Source organism: Candidatus Vallotia laricis, assembly GCF_020541325.1.
Lineage (GTDB): Bacteria > Pseudomonadota > Gammaproteobacteria > Burkholderiales > Burkholderiaceae > Mycetohabitans > Mycetohabitans laricis.
Genome location: NZ_CP047399.1, coordinates 867,720 through 889,262 on the forward strand (window position 1 = coordinate 867,720; position 21,543 = coordinate 889,262).

Here is a 21,543-nt window from a genome sequence, read left to right on the forward strand (position 1 = left end):
TACAGCACCTAGCCTGTATCACTAATCATGTCTAGTGTGCTACTACATCAGCTCACAAGCGTAAGAAATATAGTCAAATCATATACATCGACCGGCAGTGAATTAATCTAACACTATACAGTCAAACTCCGCCTGCTAATTTTCTCCATATCGAATTTTCATCACATGCTTAGTATCGTTCTGTTTAATAATATCTCAGACATTTTGCTATAGTGGGGGGGCATATATATAGGGCATCCACAACTAATCGCTACAGATATAAAATTCCCGGATCTATCACTTCTAGAATGCATTTCTAAAACTTCAGTACAGATAACATACTTAAAATAGTATTATTCAGCGCATACGCTGATTGCACACTTAAACGGAACTACATATGCAGCGTAGTCGATGAGATGTAGAAGCGCCATTAATAATGCTAACAAAGCGAAGAGAATTTATGAAGCTATATTATCCTCTATAGCTTATCTAATTGATGTACGTTTATATAACGTGCCATCAATGTACTAAATCTTTTCTTGAGAGTTAAATTTGAATCATCTCAAAATCTTCCCTTCGTGCTCCGCACTCGGGACATGTCCAGTTAATTGGGATATCTTCCCAACGTGTTCCGGGCGAAATCCCCTCCTCCGGAAGACCCGCTTCTTCATCGTAAATCCAACCACAAATCAGGCACATCCAACTTTTGTATTCCATCGTATTGCCGCGTCACACAAATAGTTCGTGAGAATGAAATATAAGGTACAGTACTTTGTTATTGCATGGATGCCTGGCAGAGGGATTATGCAATACAATTTATTTTTCTCAAATTTATTTATATATAGCAAGGCTACGATTATTGCTATCCCCGGCAACGTTACGCCTTGCTTTCTAGCAATGCTATCTGGATAGTCATTAATGATACCCACGCTAATATTAGTCTAGGATTATAGTCTTCGAAACTGCTTAATACTTCAGCGAAGAGGCTGAATTCGCTAAAATGCTTAAAACTATAGAAAAGAGTAACTAATGAGTCATATTATTGATGCTGCGAGATACGCCTATGATCTAATAGATTGCTTCAAATAAATTGCTCGCAAGCAGATGCAAAAATGCGCGTACTAGGTAAATAGTGGGGTACTTTCAGTGCTTGAAACTGCCCAAGCTTGAACTACTGACGCTGAGGAGAGTCGCATTGTCCTAGGATTCTAATCGCAGAGCTAGAAGAAATAATAGAACAGTAGTCTAACCTTTAAATTCTCCTAAAATCCGCTCTTTAATAAAGAGCTTCAATATTAGATGTCAAAAACTTATCCTCATAAAAAACAGACTCTGTATTTTCTGAATACAGAGTCTGTTATTGAATGAAATGAACAGCGCACTTTAAAGGAAGCCGTTCAATTCCCATTTTTGGACAGCTGAACTACATGTCCATACCCATACCGCCCATACCACCTGGCATACCGCTCGGTGCTGGTGTTTCTTCTTTCGCTAGCTCACATACCGCCGCATCAGTTGTAAGTAGCAAACCAGCAACAGATGCCGCATTTTGCAGCGCAGTGCGAGTAACCTTTGTTGGATCGACAACTCCAGCCTCGACGAGATCACCATACTCACCGCTTGTTGCGTTGTAACCATAGTTACCTTTACCTGCAGCTACAGCAGCAACTACAACACTTCCCTCTTCCCCACCATTCAGTACGATCTGACGAAGCGGCTCTTCTATCGCGCGAAGAACGATTTTAATGCCGGCTTCTTGGTCAGCATTTTCGCCTTTGATGTTAGTGATCGCGGTGCGAGCGCGAATCAATGCAACACCACCCCCCGCTACGATTCCTTCTTCAACAGCTGCGCGTGTAGCATGTAGAGCGTCCTCAACTCGCGCCTTTTTTTCCTTCATTTCTACTTCAGTGGCTGCGCCTACTTTAATTACCGCTACGCCACCCGCAAGCTTCGCGACACGTTCTTGCAGCTTTTCGCGATCATAATCTGATGTTGATTCTTCAATTTGCGCACGAATCTGCTTTACACGACCCTCAATACTTTTCGCTTCGCCGGCGCCGTCGATAATTGTCGTATTTTCCTTCGCAACTTCAATCCGCTTGGCTTGGCCTAATTCTTGCAGCGTAGCTTTTTCAAGCGAAAGACCAGTTTCCTCGGCAATAACTTGGCCACCGGTTAAGATCGCAATATCCTCAAGCATTGCCTTACGACGATCTCCGAAACCAGGTGCCTTTACTGCGACAGTTTTTAAAATTCCGCGGATATTGTTTACGACTAATGTCGCAAGTGCTTCACCTTCGACATCTTCTGCGATAATCAATAATGGACGGCTAGCCTTTGCTACTTGCTCGAGTATGGCTAGTAAGTCACGAATATTCGAGATTTTTTTATCGTATAACAGCACATACGGGTTCTCGAGTATCGCAACTTGCTTATCTGGATTATTAATAAAATACGGCGATAGGTAGCCGCGATCAAACTGCATACCTTCAACTACGTCAAGCTCATCTGCAAGCGATTTTCCGTCTTCGACGGTGATTACACCCTCCTTTCCAACTTTGTTCATTGCTTCAGCGATACGCTCGCCTATCGATGTATCGCTATTGGCAGAGATTGAACCGACTTGTGCAATTTCTTTGCTTGTTGTACACGGCTTACTGATCTTGCGCAACTCGTTGACCGTAGCAGTAACCGCTTTGTCGATACCCCGCTTTAAGTCCATCGGATTCATGCCCGATGCAACATACCTCATACCTTCACGCACAATTGATTGTGCAAGCACAGTCGCCGTTGTTGTTCCGTCTCCGGCATTATCGCTGGTTTTGGAAGCTACCTCCTTAACCATTTGGGCGCCCATGTTCTGTAACTTGTCTTTTAGCTCGATTTCTTTTGCTACAGATACACCATCTTTAGTCACCATCGGACCACCAAAACTACGCTCTAGCACTACATTGCGGCCTTTTGGACCAAGCGTTACTTTTACTGCATTGGCAAGGATATTTACACCTTCAACCATTTTTGCGCGGGCGGAATCGCCAAATACGACGTCTTTAGCTGCCATCTGTTACTCCTTAAAATCTTTGAAAAGTCGAACGAACAACGACTATCACTTTTGGACAGCCGCCATAATGTCTTCTTCGCGCATGACGAGCAATTCTTGCCCATCAACCTTGACAGTCTGGCCGGCATACTTACCGAATAACACGCGGTCGCCTACCTTGATATCAAGAGCAATTTGTGTGCCCTTATCGTCACGCTTTCCTGGGCCAATGGCCAGGACTTCACCTTGATCAGGCTTTTCAGCCGCTGCATCTGGAATTACGATGCCCGACGCCGTCTTGGTTTCCTGATCTAAGCGCTTGACGATAACGCGATCGTGCAAAGGACGAAGGTTCATACACACTCCTTTATGTTTTAGGCTAAAGAACGCTTTTACGTTAACGCCCGACAAACTAGGCGTCTTGGTGGCACGGGTTGTTAGCACTCACGTGCGGATAGAGCCAATTATATGGACAGGTGAAGACTATTTCAAGAACCCAAATTTTCCCAGGGTGCAAGATAGTATTTATATCTACATACACTTAAGTATAACCATCTATACAGAACCCGTCAGACATGTTAGATATGTCGATATAAGCATATGTTTCTACATTGATAACACCCAAAGAAGTCTGATTATCGTTAATATTCAATTCACCTTGGGCAATAGCTACCATCAAAATTGGCTACATTAGAAATTGTATTCTAATCCGAGCCTTACAGATGCGAGGTGCGCAGGCTACACTAACTATCTATTAAGGTATACCGTTTCAATAAGTATCACTAATGCAGGTGGAGTATTCCCAACGTAACTGCCATGTAAAATTCAGCATGCAATCTTTAAGCGTGCACCCAGTGCCCATAAACAAGCATGCTTTGAATTACCTGGATAACTCAAGTTATATGCCTGACTAGCTATACGCTGTTAATATAGGTATGCGTAGATACAATATATTGCCGCGTCTACTTGCCGGAAGGCAAATTACTATAAACTCCCATATCCTACGTCAATGCTACTGAGCTCTTAACTACTATCATGTCTACCCAAGGCCACTAAAGCATACGCCTAGCAGCTTGTCCAGCAGATATTTTAGTAAGCTAGGGCATGCTAGACGCGCCAACTCTATAATACAGATCTAGCCATGACCATCATACTCGGGGCATTACTACTTGCGTAGATTGAGATATAAAAAGCCTCATATTCAAGATACACCGGACAATGGTACATCCCATAATACTAATACTTATACTATTTGGCCTATGATTTGATAATCATCATCTTAAGTGTTTAAGTGCCCTAGTTTACTTGCTAAAGATGAATCTACTGATAGTATCGACGGTATTTATGATCATAGTCTTTGTTTAAGTATTCTGTTTTGCGATATCTACTGATGCTCTAGATGTGGAATGCATCACTGCTAAGACTTTTGTGTTCAACTATATACGATAGCATTGCAACTAGTACTTGGCATGCCTAGGCTAGTCAGCTTTATATTTAATCATAAAACTAAATGGCAACTATTGTCTGGTATGGAATTTTAAACACTAGAGTAATCCTCGGAGTTTGATGCAATCAAATGCGAATAAAGCACTATAAGAATAGAGGTTTGACCGCTAATATGCTGACCCCATAACACTCGAATGAAAATTATCTTTACACGCGACTTCTGCGCCTTAATTATAAGCGTTGCTATCGTAGGACTGGGTATCGGCGCCACGTTTCCGCTTACCTCTATTGCATTAATGCAAGCCGGGTATGGTTCACACGTGATTGGTATTCTTACAGCTGCGCAGGCGGGTGGCGGGCTCGTGATTGTTCCATTTGTGGGGCGCATTACGTCGCGCATTGGCGCACACTGCGCTATTACCAGTATGGTATGGATAACGTCGATTTCGACGCTTTTGATGCAATTGACTTCCAACCTTGTGGCATGGACTTTCCTAAGAGCAATCTCAGGTGCTGCTTTAATGATGCTGTTCACGATTACCGAAGTCTGGGTTCACCAACTTGCCCCAGATAGATCTCGTGGACGTATTGTCGCGCTGTATACGACTAACTTCACCCTATTCCAGATGGCTGGCCCATTATTAGTTAGTGTTATAGCCAGCTATCCTGGCTGGCGTTTTGCATTGTGCGCTTCGATATTCCTGTTGGCTCTGCCAGGCCTATCAATAATGCGGATTTCTCCTGATATGGGCCAGGTTGGCAATAACTCTAATGCCACTAGAAAAACGATATTACCACGCATGCTCGCACCGATAATCGGTGTGGGCTTTTTTGCCTTGTTTGATACACTAGCGCTATCATTGCTGCCATTGTTTGCGCTCCACCATGGCATCTCAACAGAAAGAGCTGTCGTATTTGGGTCTGCAATTGCGCTTGGCGAAACGGTGTGCGCATTCTTCCTGGGTTGGCTAGCTGATCAGGTCGGCCGAGAACGTATACATTTCGGCGCTGCTATAGTCGTAACCCTGTTGTTACCGACATTGCTATTAGTGACTACGCAGCCGTGGCTGTATTGGCCTGTGCTGATCTTACTTGGCGCAGCTTCCGGTGGAGTCTACACGTTATCTCTATCAGCAATTGGGGAGCGTTTCCGTGGTCCATCTCTAGTTACTGCTAGCTCTCTAATCGGCGCATCATGGGGCATAGCAAGTTTCTTAGGTCCGATAGTTGCCGGTTTACTAATGCGAATGAATAGTCCTGATGCACTAATCGTTGTGCTGTTCATAGGTATTATCCTATTTATTTGTGCACATCTATGGGAGCAATACGCTGCGCGTGCTGAAACGCAAGGTTAAAATTTTAACTACTACCCACAGTTATTAAGCCCCGGGGAAAGCCACCGATATATGGTGGTTTTTGAGTAATCGGTATTAATTACAGCAGTATAATAATGCCTCGAATAAATATGAATGATTCTGAACTTTATTCTTTGTAGAAATTTTCACAGCATTAATCTAGTATAAAAACGTCTAACTTAGACGAGTGATGTTGTACGCTAAATTTATTATAGAATTTTTCTTATATCTCTATAATTTTTCCTGAGTTTCTTGCTACCACACGTTACTTTTACTTTATTAAATAGATATTAGTATTTAATGTACAAAAGTGTAAGGCTAATACAATATACTCCAACTTCTGGTTTATCATAATAACCAATAGCCTGCTATATCGGTGATAATCTATCTGAACGAGTTTTAATGCTTTCCAATAATCCGAAAATAGAGCGAAGCATCGGTATGGTGCGACTAAACGTTCCCAACGATTATTGGGCCGTTATTCTATTGCTAGCAGTATCTTCGTGCTGCGCATATCAAATCCGCATTACTCATATGCTGTTAATTTCATAACCGATGCACTGTCAGTCTTGCGCGATACATAGAGCTAGCGCAGACTACAAACTGCGGCAGTACGACCTCGCATACAGTAGACGCATCTACCCCATTTAAACCTAGAACGCTAAGGTATTTTACGATGATCCTGTCTTCTACCGAGTCATCCCAGACCTCTTCCCTCTGTAATACTCCACATCGCTCGCTCGATCTCGGCGTCATTGGCAATTGTGCATTCAGTGCGCTAATTGATAAAATGGGCTGCATTGTTTGGAGTTGTTTTCCGAGATTTGATGGCGATCCGGTTTTCAACGCACTAATAGATACCTCGGACCACGCTAGCTTATGGAGTATTAAACTCGAGAATTATGTGCGTAGCGAGCAGTTCTACGAGCCAAACACTGCTGTGTTACGGACGCGTTTATATGACATAAACGAACAAGGTATCGAAATCACCGACTTCGCACCACGCTTCTACGAGCGCGGACGTTATTTCCGCCCTACAACAATCGTGCGCCGTGTAAAGCCGTTAGAAGGCTCAGTTCGGATCACGGTACAACTACGCCCACGTTTTAACTGGGGCCGGCTGTCACCTATAATCACGCAAGATAGCAACCATATCTGCTATGTCGGTTCTTCGCAAATACTGCGGTTAACCACTGATGTACCTTTATCGTATATCATCGCAGAACAGCAATTTCTGCTTGATAGCGAAGCTAATTTTATTCTTGGGCCGAATGAAATACTTACTACAAGTATTGAAAATACTGCGCGAGATTTTGAGCAAAACACCATCCAGTATTGGCGTGAGTGGAGCAGCCGTCTCTCGATATCACTAGAATGGCAGGATGCAGTAATCCGCGCAGCGATCACGCTGAAGCTGTCACTTTTTGAAGATACTGGTGCGATTATCGCCGCAATGACCACTAGTATTCCGGAGGCACCGAGTAGCAGTCGTAACTGGGACTACCGATATTGCTGGCTACGCGATGCATTCTTCGTCGTGCGTGCGCTAAACAGCCTGTCCGAAGTGAGCACGATGGAGGACTATTTACGCTGGCTACGCAATGTTGTACTGCGCTCTAGTGGGGGACATATCAAACCGCTTTATGGCATTGGTCTAGAAGAATCGCTTCCAGAATCGATTGTCGAGCATCTAGCTGGATATCGCGGTCAATCACCAGTACGAGTTGGCAATCAAGCACATGAGCACTTCCAACACGATGTATACGGTAACATTGTTTTAGGAGCAGCGCAGGCTTTCTATGACCAACGTTTAATACGTCCAGCTGGGCTATTCGAATTTAAATACCTGGAAGCTGTCGGGGAGAGTGCCTACAAAATATATAGGCAACCAGATGCTGGCATGTGGGAGCTGCGGTCGCGAGCTCGCATTCATACTTCATCAGTTCTTATGAACTGGGCTGCTTGCGATCGACTCGCAAAAATCGCCAATACGCTCGGGCTGCCCGCACGGGAAATGCTATGGCGTGAGCGCGCTGATACGATCCGTGAATACCTACTAAATAATGCATGGAACGAGGCTCGTGGTGCTTTTGCTGAAAGCATCGGTGGACAAGATTTAGACGCAAGTGTACTGTTGATGGCCGAAGTTAATATAATTAATGCAAAAGATCCACGCTTCGTATCCACTGTTGAGGCACTAGAGAGATCGCTATGCGATGGCCCCTACATGCGACGCTATGAGGCACCAGACGACTTTGGCAAGCCGGAAACTGCATTTAATATCTGCACATTTTGGCGCATCGACGCACTAGCTAGAATTGGTCGTCATGAGGAGGCTCGTGTAATTTTTAAAGCAATGCTAGCGGCGCGAAACCATCTCGGTTTGCTATCCGAAGACACACATCCAATTACCGGCGAGATGTGGGGAAACTTTCCGCAAACCTACTCGATGGTTGGTATTATTAACTGCGCAATGCGGCTTTCCGCGCCTTGGGATTCTGTTATCTGAGCGGAGCTTCTACTATATAAACACGCCCCCGTTTAAAAACGGATCTTTGTGATTCTACAGTCAAACTAGTTGGGAATGATCTGGGGATTAATCTGGCGCCACGTATACGCAGTCGCATTTATATACTGCGCTGAGTAGCGTGTTGCATTAGGATGTTGTTCATATTGATCATGCTATAAAGTTTATTGATATAAATGACTAATTAGTCACTAGCATTCTCAACTCTTCAGGCGATATCCAGTCTTGAAGATCCACGCAACGATTCCCGTAAATAGAGCCAGACATGAAATTGTTACACTTAGGCAAATACCAATGTTTACCTGGTTCTCTTCCTGAAAACTCCAGCGAAATCCACTAACTAAATACACTACCGGATTAAATAGGGCTACAGTACGCCAAAGCGGCGGTAGCATGTCGATTGAATAAAAGCTTCCTCCGAGAAATGTCAGTGGCGTAATAATAAGCAATGGCACAAACTGTAACTTCTCAAAGTTATCAGCCCATACGCCGATAATAAAGCCGAATAATGCGAATGTGAACGATGTCAGCAGCAAAAACAACAGCATGAAACCAGGATGGTTAATCTGGACCGGAACAAACAAGTGGGCCGTAGCAAGGATAATTATCCCTAGCATAACTGACTTGGTAACGGCTGAGCCGACATAGCCAATTACAATCTCAACATATGATATAGGTGCGGATAAGATCTCATATATAGTTCCAGTGAAACGCGGGAAATAGATACCGAACGAGGCGTTTGAGATACTTTGTGTAAGCAGAGATAGCATGATAAGTCCGGGCACAATAAATGCCCCGTAACTCATACCGTTCACATACTGGATCCGCGAACCAATAGTTGTACCAAAAACTATAAAATAAAGTGACGTCGAAATTACAGGCGACACAACGCTCTGCATTAGAGTCCGCCAAGTGCGCGCCATCTCAAAACAGTAGATTGCACGAATTGCATATATATTCATCACGGTACGTCCTTACGGGGTAGTTCGCGATACTTTTCTTTTATGAGGTTCACGAAGATATCCTCCAGTGAGCTTTGTGTCGTTTTCAAGTCTTTAAAAGCGATATTTTCGCCATCTAGCGCTCGAAGTAATTCGATAATACCAGCATGCTCCGCATGCTCATCGTAAGTGTAGATCAGCTCGTTACCTCCACGAGCCAGTTCAAGTCCGTATACGGAAAGCCGATGCGGAATACGCTGTAGTGCCATATGTAACTGAAGCGTCAGCTGCTTCTTGCCAAGCTTGCGCATTAACTCGATCTTATGATCGACGAGAATAATCTCGCCATTACGGATCACACCAATGCGATCGGCCATTTCCTCAGCCTCATCGATATAATGCGTGGTTAAGATGATTGTCACTCCGCTATCTCGCAAAGAACGCACGAGTCGCCACATGTCCCGGCGTAACTCGACATCTACACCAGCAGTTGGCTCATCTAAAAATAATATACGTGGCTCATGCGACAGTGCCTTAGCAATCATTACGCGACGCTTCATGCCGCCAGACAACGTTCGGATCTTATGATCTTTTTTATCCCAGAGCGATAGATCTTTTAGCACTTTTTCGATATACACAGGATTCGCTGGCTTACCGAATAAGCCTCGACTGAATGAGACTGTGCGCCATACCGATTCAAATGTATCCGTAGTCAATTCTTGCGGCAATAATCCAATAGCCGCACGCGCATCACGATAATGAGTGATGATGTCATAGCCGTCAACCGTGACGCGACCCTTGCTGGGATTGACTATGCCGCAGATGATGCTAATCAGTGTTGTTTTTCCGGCGCCGTTCGATCCAAGTAGCGCGAAAATCTCGCTACGCCGGATATTAAGGTTAATATCGTTCAGCGCACGGAATCCGGACGCATACGTTTTTGAGAGATGAGATACAGAAAGAATCGTTTGCATGCCATGGACAATAGCAGAAGCTATTGTTTTTTTCAGCCTTGACTCCCTTAAAATACGTCGTTTTTAATTTCGATAAGAGAAAGTTAAGTACTGTTATATTATAATATAAATATCGCCCATGCTTATGCTAGTCTACTAATGCTTGTGGCGAAGATTTCTTCGGAGCCGTTTGATGAAACGTCTTATTGCAACTGCTTTAGTATTGATTGTCTTTTACATGCCACTAATCGCCGTAACGCCAGCATGCGTCAGACGCTCTCAGACGATCCAAGTTATTGCAGGTGAGAACTTTTATGGAGAACTAGTACAAACTCTAGGTGGCCCCCATGTATCGGTCACTAGCATTCTAAGTAACCCCAACCAGGATCCACATTTATTTGAAGCCAGTCCTAAAATCGCACGTGCACACGCTTCCGCACAACTCCTTATCTACAACGGTACCAACTATAATCCATGGCTATCTCAGCTTCCTACTAGCTTACGAGAACACCGGAAACCTTATACAGAAATTATTGTTGCTGATCTCGTAGGTAAGAAGCAAGGCGATAATCCACATCTATGGTATTTACCCGAGACCATGCCAGCAGTAGCACGTGCGGTTAGTACATTTCTCATACAGAAAGATCCGGCACATAAGACTGACTATGCCATCCGGTTAACGCGATTTATCGATTCTCTCAAGCCAATCAATCAAAAAATTGCAGTATTGAAACAGTACTATCAAGGCACGCCTGTGACGGCTACCGAACCCGTATTTAGCTATATGGCAGAGGCTATCGGTCTGACAATGCATAATAAACGTTTTCAACTTTCTGCAATGAACGAAACAGAGCCAAGTGCAGCTGATGTTGCAGCCTTCGAGCAAGACTTGAGGACTCGACGAGTGAAGGTACTCATTTATAATAGCCAAGCCAGCAACATGTCAACTCAACGGATGCTAGAGATTGCACAACAGTCACATGTGCCGACGGTACACATCACTGAAACAGAACCAGATGGAAAAACGTACTGCCAATGGATGCTGGAACAACTCAACTCTTTGCAAAAAGCATTAGAAGGACAAGTTAAATGAGTGATCCAGCGATCGAGCTGAATTGTGTTACGCTTAAATTAGGTGCGAGGCGTGTGCTTGATAGTGTCAGCTTTGTGATAAATAAGGGTGAATTTATCGGCGTACTAGGCCCCAACGGTGCCGGGAAAACTACGCTCATGCGTATGCTACTTGGGCTTTCACCCCTTGCTCGAGGCAGGATACGCATATTTAAGAAGCCAGTCACACCTGGTAATACCGCGATTGGCTATATGCCACAAGTACGTAACACATCAATAGCGAGACACCTCTCCGCACGAGATTTTATAGCATGCGCGATCGACGGGAACCGCTGGGGGATTACGCTATCTCGGCGAAAAAAACGCAAAACAGTAGACGATGTGCTAGCAATCGTCGGCGCGTTATCACTAGCTGACCGTCCCTTCGTAGAATTGTCTGGCGGTGAACGTCAGCGTCTCCTACTCGCGCAATGCTTACTTGGTCAACCCGAACTACTTCTGCTAGATGAACCGTTGATTAGTTTAGATCTAAAGCACCAAGCTTGTGTTGTCGAATTGGTAAAGCGAGTACAACGTAAATTAGGCATTACTGTTTTATTTAGCGCTCATGAACTTAATCCACTACTTCACGTCATTGACCGCGTTCTCTACTTAGGAAACGGCCTTGCCGAGCTTGGGACTGTCGATGAGGTTATTACACCACAAGTACTATCACGCTTGTATAGCGGCGCGCCAATTGATGTCATACGACTTGCCGGACGAATCTTCGTGATGTTTGGTGGCGTGGAAATAGAGAAATGCCCTCACTTGCACGACTATACTTGCGGCTATAACGATCAGCATAGAATCGGATCTTAGATTCGACTCTGTTGATAGTCACTGTCTAGATCGACTACCAGATCACGATACGCGAAATGCAAATGTTTGAATATGAGTTCATGATTAACGCCTTCCTGGCGTCTAGTATTGCCGCAATTGTTTCTGGCATTGTCGGCTTTTTTCTAGTTCTGCGCCAGCAAATTTTTGCAGGACATGCACTAGCTCATCTCGGATTTACTGGTGCTACAGGCGCAGCACTACTTGGCATTCCACCGCTTTGGGGTATGATTGCTTTTACAGTTGTGGCTGGTATTGTGATGGGGGCTCTCGGCGGACGTCTATCTGGGTACGATATTGCTGTTAGCATTACACTATCATTATCTCTTGGTGCCGGCTTACTATTTCTGCATTTTTTTACTGCTTATGCGACGCAGGTAACTATGTTGCTATTTGGCAATGTGCTTGGCATAAACACCAGTATGCTTGTATCGCTTAGCTGGTTGGCACTATTAGTTTTAACTACATTAACAGCAATTGCTCGGCCGCTAATTTTCTCGAGCCTTCAGCCAGAGGTAGCTGAAGCTAAGGGCGTATCTCTACGCGCTGTATCCATTCTGTTTCTAGCAATCGTTGCCATTGCGGTTGCACAATGCACACAAATTGTCGGTATGCTGCTCGTATTTACGCTGATGGTAGGGCCAGCCGCAGCCGCACAGAACCTCACAAGGCGAATCAGTTCTGGAATAGTATGTGCTACTTTATTCGCGCTTGCACAAGCATGGATTGGTATCACACTCGCGTTCTACACTGACTGGCCGACTAGCTTTTGGATCAGCGCCCTATCTGCTGCTGTGTATGGCGCTAGTTTGTTAATTAGATGGTGGAGGTCGCTATAGTGACTAGCAATCAATATCTTAACTAAATCCGCGTAATGTATAGATCTGCGCTTAGTGTATATATGAGCGTAGATTATCTCATTACTAAATTAGGGTTAGAAAGGTAGCCATCACTCACATCATTATTAGCGCAGACTTTTATTTCTGTATTGTCTTTAGTACATTGTAGCGATCTATGTTTGTTCAGTGCTACATTAGATAGTCCCAAGAATTCCTGGACTACTTAAGTGCAGCTAACTGTTGATTTTAAATGCTGCCTCTGCTCGCTGCAGTCGATCATTAATCGCAGACCATTCAGGGGTGGCTGGTAGTAGCTCAATAAAAATGCACAGAATATTCGAACTATCTAGTTTTCGCAGCATCCGGTAGAGTTCGTACTCATACATGTATGGATCATTTGGCGCGGCAAGGAACCATAAATTAGGCCGTACACGCAATACATCGACTTGTGGCGAGCCATCGCGCGCGATCACTGCTAGTCGGTTATGTGGCGAATACGTTTCGACCTCGTTTAAAATTTCTTCAAGCGACAGTAGTGCGATTGGTGTACGTGTCGCATAATGTGCCTTTAGAGTGCCTGATGAGCGCGGCGTTGCAGTACCGCTGTTGCTAGGCAGTAGCGGTACTATGCCTAGCACATCTGTAATTTGTTGCGGCGTAATTCTCCCGAGGCGCAGTAGTGCCGGAAAACCACGAGACAGGTCAATGATCGTTGACTCAATGCCAATATCGCATGCTCCACCATCTAGTAGGTATACACTATCACCAAACTCATCACGTACATGCTGCGCGATTGTCGGGCTCACATATCCAAACTTATTCGCAGAAGGCGCTGCTACGCTACCATGACCGTTACGCAAGTCAGAAAATGCTCGTAGTAACGCCTGAGCGACCGGATGCGACGGACATCTCAATCCAATTGAGTCTTGACCGCCGCTCACCTCATTCGTGATAGTAATAGCCCGCTTTAGGATTAACGTCAACGGCCCAGGCCAAAATGCATCGATTAGGCGTTGTGCTTCTAAACCTATCGAGCGTGCCCAATTACCGGGATCGTCGCCTGGTGCTAGATGTACAATAACTGGATGAGTTACGGGCCGATTTTTAGCTTTGTAGATACGCGCCACAGCTTTTGGATTGCAAGCATCTGCGCCTAGCCCGTACACTGTTTCAGTTGGAAACGCAACTAGTTCCCCAATATCTAATCGGCATACAGCGGCATCGATCATAGCTCGCGAATAGTACTTTGACTTTGATGCATCGACGCTAGTAGACGTTAGCGGTATAGAACAACGTCCGTCGCTACCTTTCCAGGTAGCACTCATTCAGGTGGGATATGTAAAAGACGCATACAATTGCGCGATGCCGCCTGGGCTTCGTGTAATACTGGAGCAGTCAGCGTTAAATGACCCATTTTTCGTCCAATACGGACCACTTTTTTCGCATAGAGATGTAGATGTGCTCCAGGTATCGCAATAACCTCATGCCATGGCGGCACGCGCCGTACCTTATCTATAAACCACGTATCCCCTAGCAAATTAAGCATGACTGCAGGCGAATGCTGACGCGTACAACCTAAGGGCATTCCGGTCATTGCACGAACCTGCTGCTCAAACTGGCTAGATACGCATGCATTAATCGTATAGTGACCAGAATTGTGAGGACGAGGTGCAATTTCATTAGCTACTAGTGAGCCATCTTTTAGTACGAAGAACTCTACACATAGTACGCCAACATGATTTAATTTTACTGCAATCGCCAGCGTTGCCGCCTGCACTCGATTGATAAGAGAAGCATCCCCAACTGGGGACGGCGAAATCGTCTGCGACAAAATGCCATTACGATGAATATTCTGTGCGACTGGAAACAGTGCTATTGTACCATCCACGCTACGTGCGATAATAGCCGAAATCTCGTATGCAAGCGGCAGTCTCTGTTCAAGAATACATGTAACGCCGCCCAGAGCCGTATGTGCGGCGCGCACCTCATCTGGACTGCACACACTTTTTTGCCCCCTTCCGTCATAGCCCAGTCTAGTAGTCTTCAAGATACTCGGCAACATCGCCGCTATCGTCTCATCGCGGAGAGTTTGCAGTGCAGCTGCCGATTCGATTACTATATATGGCGCGACTTGTACGCCAGCTTTCTTAATCCAACGCTTTTCGATTATACGGTCCTGCGCAATTGCAACACACTGCGCAGACGGACTCACGCAGGTTGTGCGTGCTAGCAAGTCTAGGCTAGAGGCCGGCACATTCTCAAACTCGGTTGACACTGCCGAGCATAACTCCGCTATCTCAGCAAGTGCCTCTCGATTATCATACTCAGCACAAAAATGACGATCTACAACGCCACTTGCCGGACAGGTAATCTCCGGATCTAACACGGCGACACGGTAGCCCATTGACTGTGCGGCAAAACAGAACATTCGTCCAAGTTGCCCACCGCCAATTATACCCAACCATCTTCCTGGCATAATAGGTACGCGCGCATATGCTGGTGTACCGAATGTTGTTACATTGGCAAATAAGCTGGTACCATTTATAGGTTGGGGGGTATCTGACATGTTAAAAAAACAGTATAGTCATTAGAAAAACTATTTGATAAAGATATTTAATTAATTCTCAAACCGCTCAGTAAGCACGTCGGCTTATACAACGGGTTAATCTGATGGCAATACAATCGCCCGTGCGATATTATTTTGACGCACGCGGAACATTTCGAGTTTAGATGCGAAGTCGTTTCCCTTAATCTGAGCGTTAATATTGTGTGCGTTAGCGAGCAATGCAATAGCGAATAACGCGGCATTAGCCGCACCAGCTGTACCGATTGCGAACGTAGCGACAGGAACACCCCTGGGCATCTGAACGATTGAGTATAAGGAATCTATGCCGCGCATGTATTTACTATCTACCGGCACACCAAGCACCGGTACCATGGTTTTAGCCGCAAGCATTCCTGGCAAGTGAGCTGCAGCACCTGCACCCGCAATAATTGCACATAAACCACGAGCCTGGGCGAGCTGCGCATAATCAAACATCTCATCAGGCATCCGATGCGCAGATAAGACTCGTGCCTCGTAAGGCACGCCGAAATCTCGCAGGATTGACACGGCATCCCGCATTGTATGCCAGTCTGATAATGACCCCATAACTACTCCAACCAATGGGCTTGGATGATTATTCGTACCACTAGGTTGTGCTAGCTGATGAACTTTATTCATTCCGTACTGAAGCTACTGATATAGCGGCAGGCCCGTAATTCGCTTAAAGGCCTCCCGGTATTTAGCCGCAGTCTCATCGATTACTTCATGCGGCAATCGCGGCACTGGTGCCGCCTTATTCCAGGGCTGCTTTTCTAGCCAATCGCGAACGAACTGTTTGTCAAACGACAATGGATTATTACCTACTTGGTACTGCTCTATAGACCAAAATCGAGAGCAATCAGAAGTTAACACCTCATCTATAAGGAATAGCTTTCCATCGTTATCGAGCCCGAACTCAAACTTAGTATCTGCAATAATAATCCCGCGCGTAGCCGCATAGTCTGAAGCCATTTTGTACAGCGAGATGCTGATATCGCGAATATATGACGCTAATTTAATGCCAATACGTTGTTCAACTTGAGAAAATGTAATGTTTTCATCGTGACCACCGATATTCGCTTTTGATGTCGGTGTAAAGATTGGCTCTGGCAGCTGCTGCGCGTTTTGCAGACCCACTGGTAGTTCGACTCCGCACAAAGAGCCGCTAGCCTGATAATCTTTCCAGCCACGGCCAGCAATATAGCCGCGTACTATAGCTTCTAATAAAATTGGTCGGAGGCGACGCACTACTACGGCTCGGCCAATAACCTGCGATACTTCAGTAGAAGCGACGACACTCTCCGGCGTTATACCGGTTAAGTGGTTTGGTACTACATGCGCAAACCTATCGAACCAAAAATTGCTCATTTGGTTCAGCACGCGTCCTTTATCTGGGATTGGATCACTCATAATCACGTCGAATGCTGATAAGCGATCAGTTGTTACCATCAAAAATTTGTCGTCGCTAACTGCATAATTATCACGAACTTTACCTCGTCCTACCAGCAATAGCGACCTAAGCGTAGATTCATAGAGCATACGGGCACCGTTAAGTCCTATAAAGTAGAAAAGCTATTCCGCTGCAATGTAAGAACAGCACGCGTAAACACCAAAGGGCTTGCAACGCGCCTAGAAGAAGCCTCTACACAATACTACGTATAAGCCCTACTTATTGGTAATCAATCTACTATTTGTTTTAGCTCACCTGACTGATATTGCTTAGCAATCTTGTTCAGCGCAATTGGTTTAATCTTGCTAGCCTGCCCTTCGCAGCCGAACTGCTGATAGCGCTCTAAGCATACTTTCTTAGCTGCCTCACGCGCCGGCTTGAGGTAATCTCTCGGATCGAACTGGCTTGGATTTTCGACAAAATATCGTCGAATCGCACCAGTGATTGCTAGGCGTAGATCTGTATCTATATTAATCTTTCGTACACCGTGTTTAATGCCCTCCTGAATTTCCTCAACCGGAACACCATATGTTTCCGTTATATAACCACCAAATGCACGAATCTCTGCTAATAGTTCTTGTGGCACTGATGAAGAGCCATGCATTACGAGATGAGTATTCGGAATCCTGGCATGAATTTCCCGAATTCGATTGATAGCTAGAATATCGCCGGTTGGCTTTTGAGTGAACTTATAAGCCCCATGAGACGTACCGATTGCTATAGCTAGAGCATCGCATTGTGTCGAACGCACGAAATCTGCCGCTTGTTCAACATTGGTGAGCAGTTGTTCCCGAGTCATTGTCCCTTCCGCACCATGGCCGTCTTCTTTGTCACCTTTCATCGTCTCCAGCGAGCCAAGTACGCCTAGTTCGCATTCGGTCGTTACACCAACCGAATGCGCAAATTCAATGACTTGCCGTGAAACTTCGACATTATACTCATAACTAGCAACTGTTTTGCCGTCAGCTTGTAATGATCCATCCATCATCACACTAGTAAATCCACTGCAAATCGCCGCCATACAGACCGCTGGCGATTGCCCATGGTCTTGGTGCATTACAATCGGAAGATGGGGATAAGACTCAACCGCAGCCTTAATTAGATGGCACAGAAACACGCTACCCGCATATCCACGCGCACCAGCTGATGCCTGCATAATCACCGGCGCATTTACCTCATCTGCTGCCGCCATAATTGATTGCACCTGCTCGAGATTGTTAACGTTGAACGCTGGCAATCCATAGTCGTTTTCAGCAGCATGATCTAACAGCTGACGCATAGATACGAGAGGCATATTTTACTCCTTTCAATGAAATTCTTTTCTGAACCAGACGCGCTAATACGGATTACGCGTATTTTATTGTTCTGCGCGCCCCGTTCTGCCTCAGATTGAGCGTAGTTATTAAGCTATTCACGATTATTAGCATTAGACTTTGAGCAAGGCTCTACTACGACGCAGTGGCTAAAACTCAAGGGGAGTCGCCAATCTTAACAATCTTTAACATATTGGTGCCCCCAACTTGTCTCATAGGTTCGCCTATGGTTAATACAATAATGTCTCCTCTTACCGCATAATTGTTTTTTACTAGAACTTCGAGTGCTTGCTGTAATGCTGTATCGCGGTCAAGGCTTGATTCTAGGTGAATCGGCACTACATTTCGGTACAATGCCATCATCCGCTCGCTCGATAGACATGATGTCAACGCGTAAATCGGCACATGCAACCAGTGACGACTCATCCATAGCGCAGTAGCGCCTGATTCAGTTAGGGCAACAATTGCTTTAGCACCGAGATGGAATGCAGTAAATAGCGCTCCCATCGCAATTGATTGCTCAATATGAGTGAACGTGTGATCTAAGAAGTCTTTATCCAACTCGACCTGACTAGACTTTTCCGCTTCTAAACAGATAGCTGCCATCGTTTCGATCGTCGCGACCGGATACCGGCCAGACGCAGTCTCTGCGGACAACATCACTGCATCTGTACCGTCTAGCACCGCATTAGCTACGTCTGAGACTTCAGCTCGAGTCGGAACTGGGTTCTGAATCATAGATTCCATCATCTGTGTAGCTGTAATAACGGTCTTATTTGCCTTCCGCGCCATCCGAATCATGCGCTTTTGTAGCGCAGGCACTGCCGCATTACCAACCTCCACCGCTAAATCGCCGCGCGCCACCATAATACCGTCGGATGCATGAAGGATTTCTTGTAATAATGGGATTGCTTCGGCTCGCTCGATTTTAGCTATCATTTTCGGTTTGTAACCATATGGCGCACCGGCAATGTTTATAAGCTGTCGCGCCATCTCCATATCCATCGCATTTTTCGGGAACGATACGGCAATTAAATCTGCGCCAAGTTCCATAGCGATAGGTATGTCTTCCATATCCTTTGCAGTCAGGGCAGGCGCCGACAGCCCTCCACCCTGACGATTAATCCCCTTATTATTTGATAATTCACCGCCAACCTTCACGCTCGTATGGATTTCTTTACCGATTACCCGCTGCACGCTTAGAACGATTAAGCCGTCATTGAGAAGCAAAATGTCACCGGTGTTTAACTCCTGAGGTAGATTTTTATAGTCCAAACCAACCCGCTTCTCATTCCCTAATTCACATTCAGCATCTAGAATAAACGTACTATCAAGGGAAAGTATTACACGGCCGTTCTTAAACTTGCCGACCCGGATTTTTGGACCTTGTAAGTCCGCCATGATTGCTACTTCACGACCCACCTGCTGCGCGGCTTCTCGCACAAACTCGGCACATTGTCGATGATCTTCTGCGGTGCCGTGCGAGAAATTCAGCCGCATAATATCCACACCAGCCGCGATCATCCGAGCTAAAATATCCGGCGAGCTAGAGGCGGGTCCAATGGTAGCAACAATCTTAGTAGCACGATGCATGAGTCCCCTCAACTTAATTAAAATTAAATTAGCACCGGCACGGCGATTTCCTAAAACGAATTGGACAACGCCAGCGCGGCTCTACGAAGTCCACGCTAAGTGGCCGCACTACTATGCTAGAGCATTAGCGATAATTTTAGCATTGCGTTCATGACTATTTAGTGCGCAAGCAGCCATAGCTTACGAACGGCTTTGCAGAATACCGATCGCAGGCAGTGTTCCACCCTCAAGGAAAGCGAGGAAAGCCCCTCCGCCGGTTGAAATATAATTAACCTTATTATGAATACCATACTTCGCAATTGCCGCAAGAGTATCTCCACCTCCAGCAATGGAGAAGGCTTGTGACATTGCGATGGCTCTTGACAGTGTTTTCGTGCCGTTGCCAAACTGATCAAACTCGAATACACCAACGGGCCCGTTCCATAGGATGGTACCGGCTTTTTCCAGATGAAGAGCTAATTTATCTGCAGTTCTTGGACCAATATCTAGGATTATGTCGTCGTCAGCTACTTCTTGCACTAGCTTAGTCTGCGCTAGTGCATTGGGCGTGAGTGCTTTTGCAGTAACTACGTCATGCGGAATGGGCACTGACGCCCCTCTGGCATTTGCGGAATCAATAATCGATCTACTCTCACTGACTAAAGCCGAATCAGCTAGCGATTTTCCGATCGGTAGCCCAACAGCTAACATAAAAGTGTTTGCAATACCTCCGCCTACGATTAGTTTATCAACTTTTTCTGCAAGCGACCTTAGTATTTTTAGCTTTGTGGAAACCTTTGCGCCTGCGATAATCGCTATGAGCGGACGTTTCGGATTAGCTAACGCTTTACTCAACGCATCAAGTTCCGATACTAAAAGCGGACCAGCACAGGCAATCTTTGCGTATTTCGCGATCCCATGCGTCGTAGCTTCTGTACGGTGCGCGGTTCCAAAGGCATCATTAACGTAAACATCACATAACGCAGCCATCTTCTTCGCAAGTATATCTGAATTATTTTTCTCGCCTACGTTAACGCGACAATTCTCTAGAAGAATAACATTACCAGGTGACACGTTTACACCATGCTCAACCCAGTTAGTTACTAAAGGTATATCGCGGCCGATTAGTCTACGTAGGCGCCTAGCTACGGGTTCGAGAGAATCTTCTGGTTTAAACCGCCCCTCAATAGGTCGCCCTAGGTGCGATGTCACCATTACTGCCGCGCCGGCATCAAGCGACTGGCAAATCGCCGGAATCGCCGCCCGAATACGAGTATCATCGATGATACTGCCAGTATTGTTTTGTGGAACATTCAGGTCTGCGCGGATAAACACACGCTGACCGCGCAATTTGCCGTCGACGATAACATCGGTTAGACGCAGAACTTGAGTCATAAAATTGTCTAACAAAGCGGAGGAAAGGTAAATTCATAGCCTGGAGGACGTAAACGTATTCGTACCATCCATCGAGTGATAAGTGTTCGGCGCGAAACCGAAAAGAAAGCGTATAAAGCGATCCAAGACGGCTAGTAGCTAGCATAATATGCTAGCAATATCGAATCGCATAACCCTAAAAATCTCGAGAGCTCCGGAA

Annotated in this window: 16 protein-coding genes and 1 pseudogene; 5 read left to right on the top strand and 12 right to left on the bottom strand. The window is 45.5% G+C overall.

Going from position 1 to position 21,543, the window contains the following annotated elements:
- Positions 1 to 525: 525 nt before the first annotated feature.
- From GKR41_RS03275 to GKR41_RS03285, 3 genes are all read right to left on the bottom strand, one after another.
- Complete coding sequence (locus GKR41_RS03275) at positions 526 to 696, bottom strand: rubredoxin (RefSeq protein ID WP_226809744.1); 171 nt, start codon at positions 694 to 696, stop codon at positions 526 to 528.
- A gap of 706 nt (positions 697 to 1,402) precedes the next feature.
- A complete protein-coding gene (gene groL, locus GKR41_RS03280; protein ID WP_226809745.1) occupies positions 1,403 to 3,043 on the bottom strand; it encodes a chaperonin GroEL in 1,641 nt (546 codons plus the stop codon).
- Between the two features lie 45 nt (positions 3,044 to 3,088).
- Positions 3,089 to 3,379: a co-chaperone GroES gene (locus GKR41_RS03285; RefSeq protein ID WP_226809746.1), complete on the bottom strand. Its 291-nt coding sequence runs from the start codon at positions 3,377 to 3,379 to the stop codon at positions 3,089 to 3,091.
- Between the two features lie 1,283 nt (positions 3,380 to 4,662).
- Between GKR41_RS03285 and GKR41_RS03290 the strand changes: the two genes are divergently transcribed.
- Both GKR41_RS03290 and GKR41_RS03295 read left to right on the top strand, forming a co-directional pair.
- On the top strand, positions 4,663 to 5,823 hold the full coding sequence (locus GKR41_RS03290) for an MFS transporter (protein WP_226809747.1): 1,161 nt from the start codon (positions 4,663 to 4,665) through the stop codon (positions 5,821 to 5,823).
- A 676-nt stretch (positions 5,824 to 6,499) separates the two neighbouring features.
- Positions 6,500 to 8,332 (top strand): glycoside hydrolase family 15 protein, encoded by a 1,833-nt coding sequence (locus GKR41_RS03295; protein ID WP_226809748.1) that lies wholly within the window; start codon positions 6,500 to 6,502, stop codon positions 8,330 to 8,332.
- Between the two features lie 218 nt (positions 8,333 to 8,550).
- Here the strand turns inward: GKR41_RS03295 and GKR41_RS03300 are convergent, their stop codons facing one another.
- Positions 8,551 to 9,312, bottom strand: coding sequence for an ABC transporter permease (locus GKR41_RS03300; protein ID WP_226809749.1), 762 nt, complete (start codon positions 9,310 to 9,312; stop codon positions 8,551 to 8,553).
- A complete protein-coding gene (locus GKR41_RS03305) occupies positions 9,312 to 10,265 on the bottom strand; it encodes an ABC transporter ATP-binding protein (protein WP_226809750.1) in 954 nt (317 codons plus the stop codon). Before GKR41_RS03305 ends, GKR41_RS03300 begins: the two co-directional genes overlap by 1 nt.
- A 172-nt stretch (positions 10,266 to 10,437) precedes the next feature.
- On the opposite strand from GKR41_RS03305, the gene GKR41_RS03310 reads away from it, so the two are divergent.
- The 3 genes and pseudogenes from GKR41_RS03310 to GKR41_RS03320 all read left to right on the top strand — a co-directional run bounded on the left by GKR41_RS03310 (position 10,438) and on the right by GKR41_RS03320 (position 13,030).
- Positions 10,438 to 11,337, top strand: coding sequence for a metal ABC transporter solute-binding protein, Zn/Mn family (locus GKR41_RS03310; protein ID WP_420885650.1), 900 nt, complete (start codon positions 10,438 to 10,440; stop codon positions 11,335 to 11,337).
- A pseudogene (locus tag GKR41_RS04090) lies at positions 11,334 to 11,843 on the top strand (metal ABC transporter ATP-binding protein); the annotation flags it as partial. The gene GKR41_RS03310 and the pseudogene GKR41_RS04090, both read left to right, overlap by 4 nt.
- Positions 11,844 to 12,235: 392 nt before the next feature.
- Positions 12,236 to 13,030: a metal ABC transporter permease gene (locus GKR41_RS03320; protein WP_226810249.1), complete on the top strand. Its 795-nt coding sequence runs from the start codon at positions 12,236 to 12,238 to the stop codon at positions 13,028 to 13,030.
- A gap of 233 nt (positions 13,031 to 13,263) precedes the next feature.
- Here the strand turns inward: GKR41_RS03320 and GKR41_RS03325 are convergent, their stop codons facing one another.
- The 7 genes from GKR41_RS03325 to GKR41_RS03355 form a co-directional block, all read right to left on the bottom strand.
- A complete protein-coding gene (locus GKR41_RS03325; RefSeq protein WP_226810250.1) occupies positions 13,264 to 14,259 on the bottom strand; it encodes an L-threonylcarbamoyladenylate synthase in 996 nt (331 codons plus the stop codon).
- A 92-nt stretch (positions 14,260 to 14,351) separates the two neighbouring features.
- Positions 14,352 to 15,506, bottom strand: a complete 1,155-nt coding sequence (locus GKR41_RS03330) for a 5-(carboxyamino)imidazole ribonucleotide synthase (protein ID WP_226810251.1) — start codon at positions 15,504 to 15,506, stop codon at positions 14,352 to 14,354.
- A 186-nt stretch (positions 15,507 to 15,692) separates the two neighbouring features.
- Positions 15,693 to 16,253, bottom strand: a complete 561-nt coding sequence (gene purE / locus GKR41_RS03335; RefSeq protein WP_226809752.1) for a 5-(carboxyamino)imidazole ribonucleotide mutase — start codon at positions 16,251 to 16,253, stop codon at positions 15,693 to 15,695.
- 12 nt (positions 16,254 to 16,265) lie between these two features.
- Complete coding sequence (locus tag GKR41_RS03340; RefSeq protein WP_226809753.1) at positions 16,266 to 17,153, bottom strand: phosphoribosylaminoimidazolesuccinocarboxamide synthase; 888 nt, start codon at positions 17,151 to 17,153, stop codon at positions 16,266 to 16,268.
- A 140-nt stretch (positions 17,154 to 17,293) separates the two neighbouring features.
- Positions 17,294 to 18,358 (bottom strand): class II fructose-bisphosphate aldolase, encoded by a 1,065-nt coding sequence (gene fba / locus GKR41_RS03345; protein ID WP_226809754.1) that lies wholly within the window; start codon positions 18,356 to 18,358, stop codon positions 17,294 to 17,296.
- Between the two features lie 175 nt (positions 18,359 to 18,533).
- Positions 18,534 to 19,970, bottom strand: coding sequence for a pyruvate kinase (pyk, locus tag GKR41_RS03350; RefSeq protein WP_226809755.1), 1,437 nt, complete (start codon positions 19,968 to 19,970; stop codon positions 18,534 to 18,536).
- A 180-nt stretch (positions 19,971 to 20,150) separates the two neighbouring features.
- Positions 20,151 to 21,344 carry a phosphoglycerate kinase gene (locus tag GKR41_RS03355; RefSeq protein ID WP_226809756.1) on the bottom strand — a complete coding sequence of 398 codons (1,194 nt, stop codon included), beginning with the start codon at positions 21,342 to 21,344 and terminating at the stop codon, positions 20,151 to 20,153.
- Positions 21,345 to 21,543 lie beyond the last annotated feature (199 nt).

Bases quoted from the DNA above. Each gene is read 5' to 3' on its own strand.
- GKR41_RS03295 (WP_226809748.1), top strand. From the start codon at position 6,500: ATGATCCTGTCTTCTACCGAGTCATCCCAGACCTCTTCCCTCTGTAAT.
- GKR41_RS03340 (WP_226809753.1), bottom strand. From the start codon at position 17,153: ATGCTCTATGAATCTACGCTTAGGTCGCTATTGCTGGTAGGACGAGGT.
- GKR41_RS03310 (WP_420885650.1), top strand. From the start codon at position 10,438: ATGAAACGTCTTATTGCAACTGCTTTAGTATTGATTGTCTTTTACATG.
- fba (WP_226809754.1), bottom strand. From the start codon at position 18,358: ATGCCTCTCGTATCTATGCGTCAGCTGTTAGATCATGCTGCTGAAAAC.
- GKR41_RS03325 (WP_226810250.1), bottom strand. From the start codon at position 14,259: ATGATCGATGCCGCTGTATGCCGATTAGATATTGGGGAACTAGTTGCG.
- groL (WP_226809745.1), bottom strand. From the start codon at position 3,043: ATGGCAGCTAAAGACGTCGTATTTGGCGATTCCGCCCGCGCAAAAATG.
- pyk (WP_226809755.1), bottom strand. From the start codon at position 19,970: ATGCATCGTGCTACTAAGATTGTTGCTACCATTGGACCCGCCTCTAGC.
- GKR41_RS03290 (WP_226809747.1), top strand. From the start codon at position 4,663: ATGAAAATTATCTTTACACGCGACTTCTGCGCCTTAATTATAAGCGTT.
- purE (WP_226809752.1), bottom strand. From the start codon at position 16,253: ATGAATAAAGTTCATCAGCTAGCACAACCTAGTGGTACGAATAATCAT.
- GKR41_RS03320 (WP_226810249.1), top strand. From the start codon at position 12,236: ATGTTTGAATATGAGTTCATGATTAACGCCTTCCTGGCGTCTAGTATT.
- GKR41_RS03355 (WP_226809756.1), bottom strand. From the start codon at position 21,344: ATGACTCAAGTTCTGCGTCTAACCGATGTTATCGTCGACGGCAAATTG.
- GKR41_RS03330 (WP_226810251.1), bottom strand. From the start codon at position 15,506: ATGCCAGGAAGATGGTTGGGTATAATTGGCGGTGGGCAACTTGGACGA.
- GKR41_RS03275 (WP_226809744.1), bottom strand. From the start codon at position 696: ATGGAATACAAAAGTTGGATGTGCCTGATTTGTGGTTGGATTTACGAT.
- GKR41_RS03300 (WP_226809749.1), bottom strand. From the start codon at position 9,312: ATGAATATATATGCAATTCGTGCAATCTACTGTTTTGAGATGGCGCGC.
- GKR41_RS03305 (WP_226809750.1), bottom strand. From the start codon at position 10,265: ATGCAAACGATTCTTTCTGTATCTCATCTCTCAAAAACGTATGCGTCC.
- GKR41_RS03285 (WP_226809746.1), bottom strand. From the start codon at position 3,379: ATGAACCTTCGTCCTTTGCACGATCGCGTTATCGTCAAGCGCTTAGAT.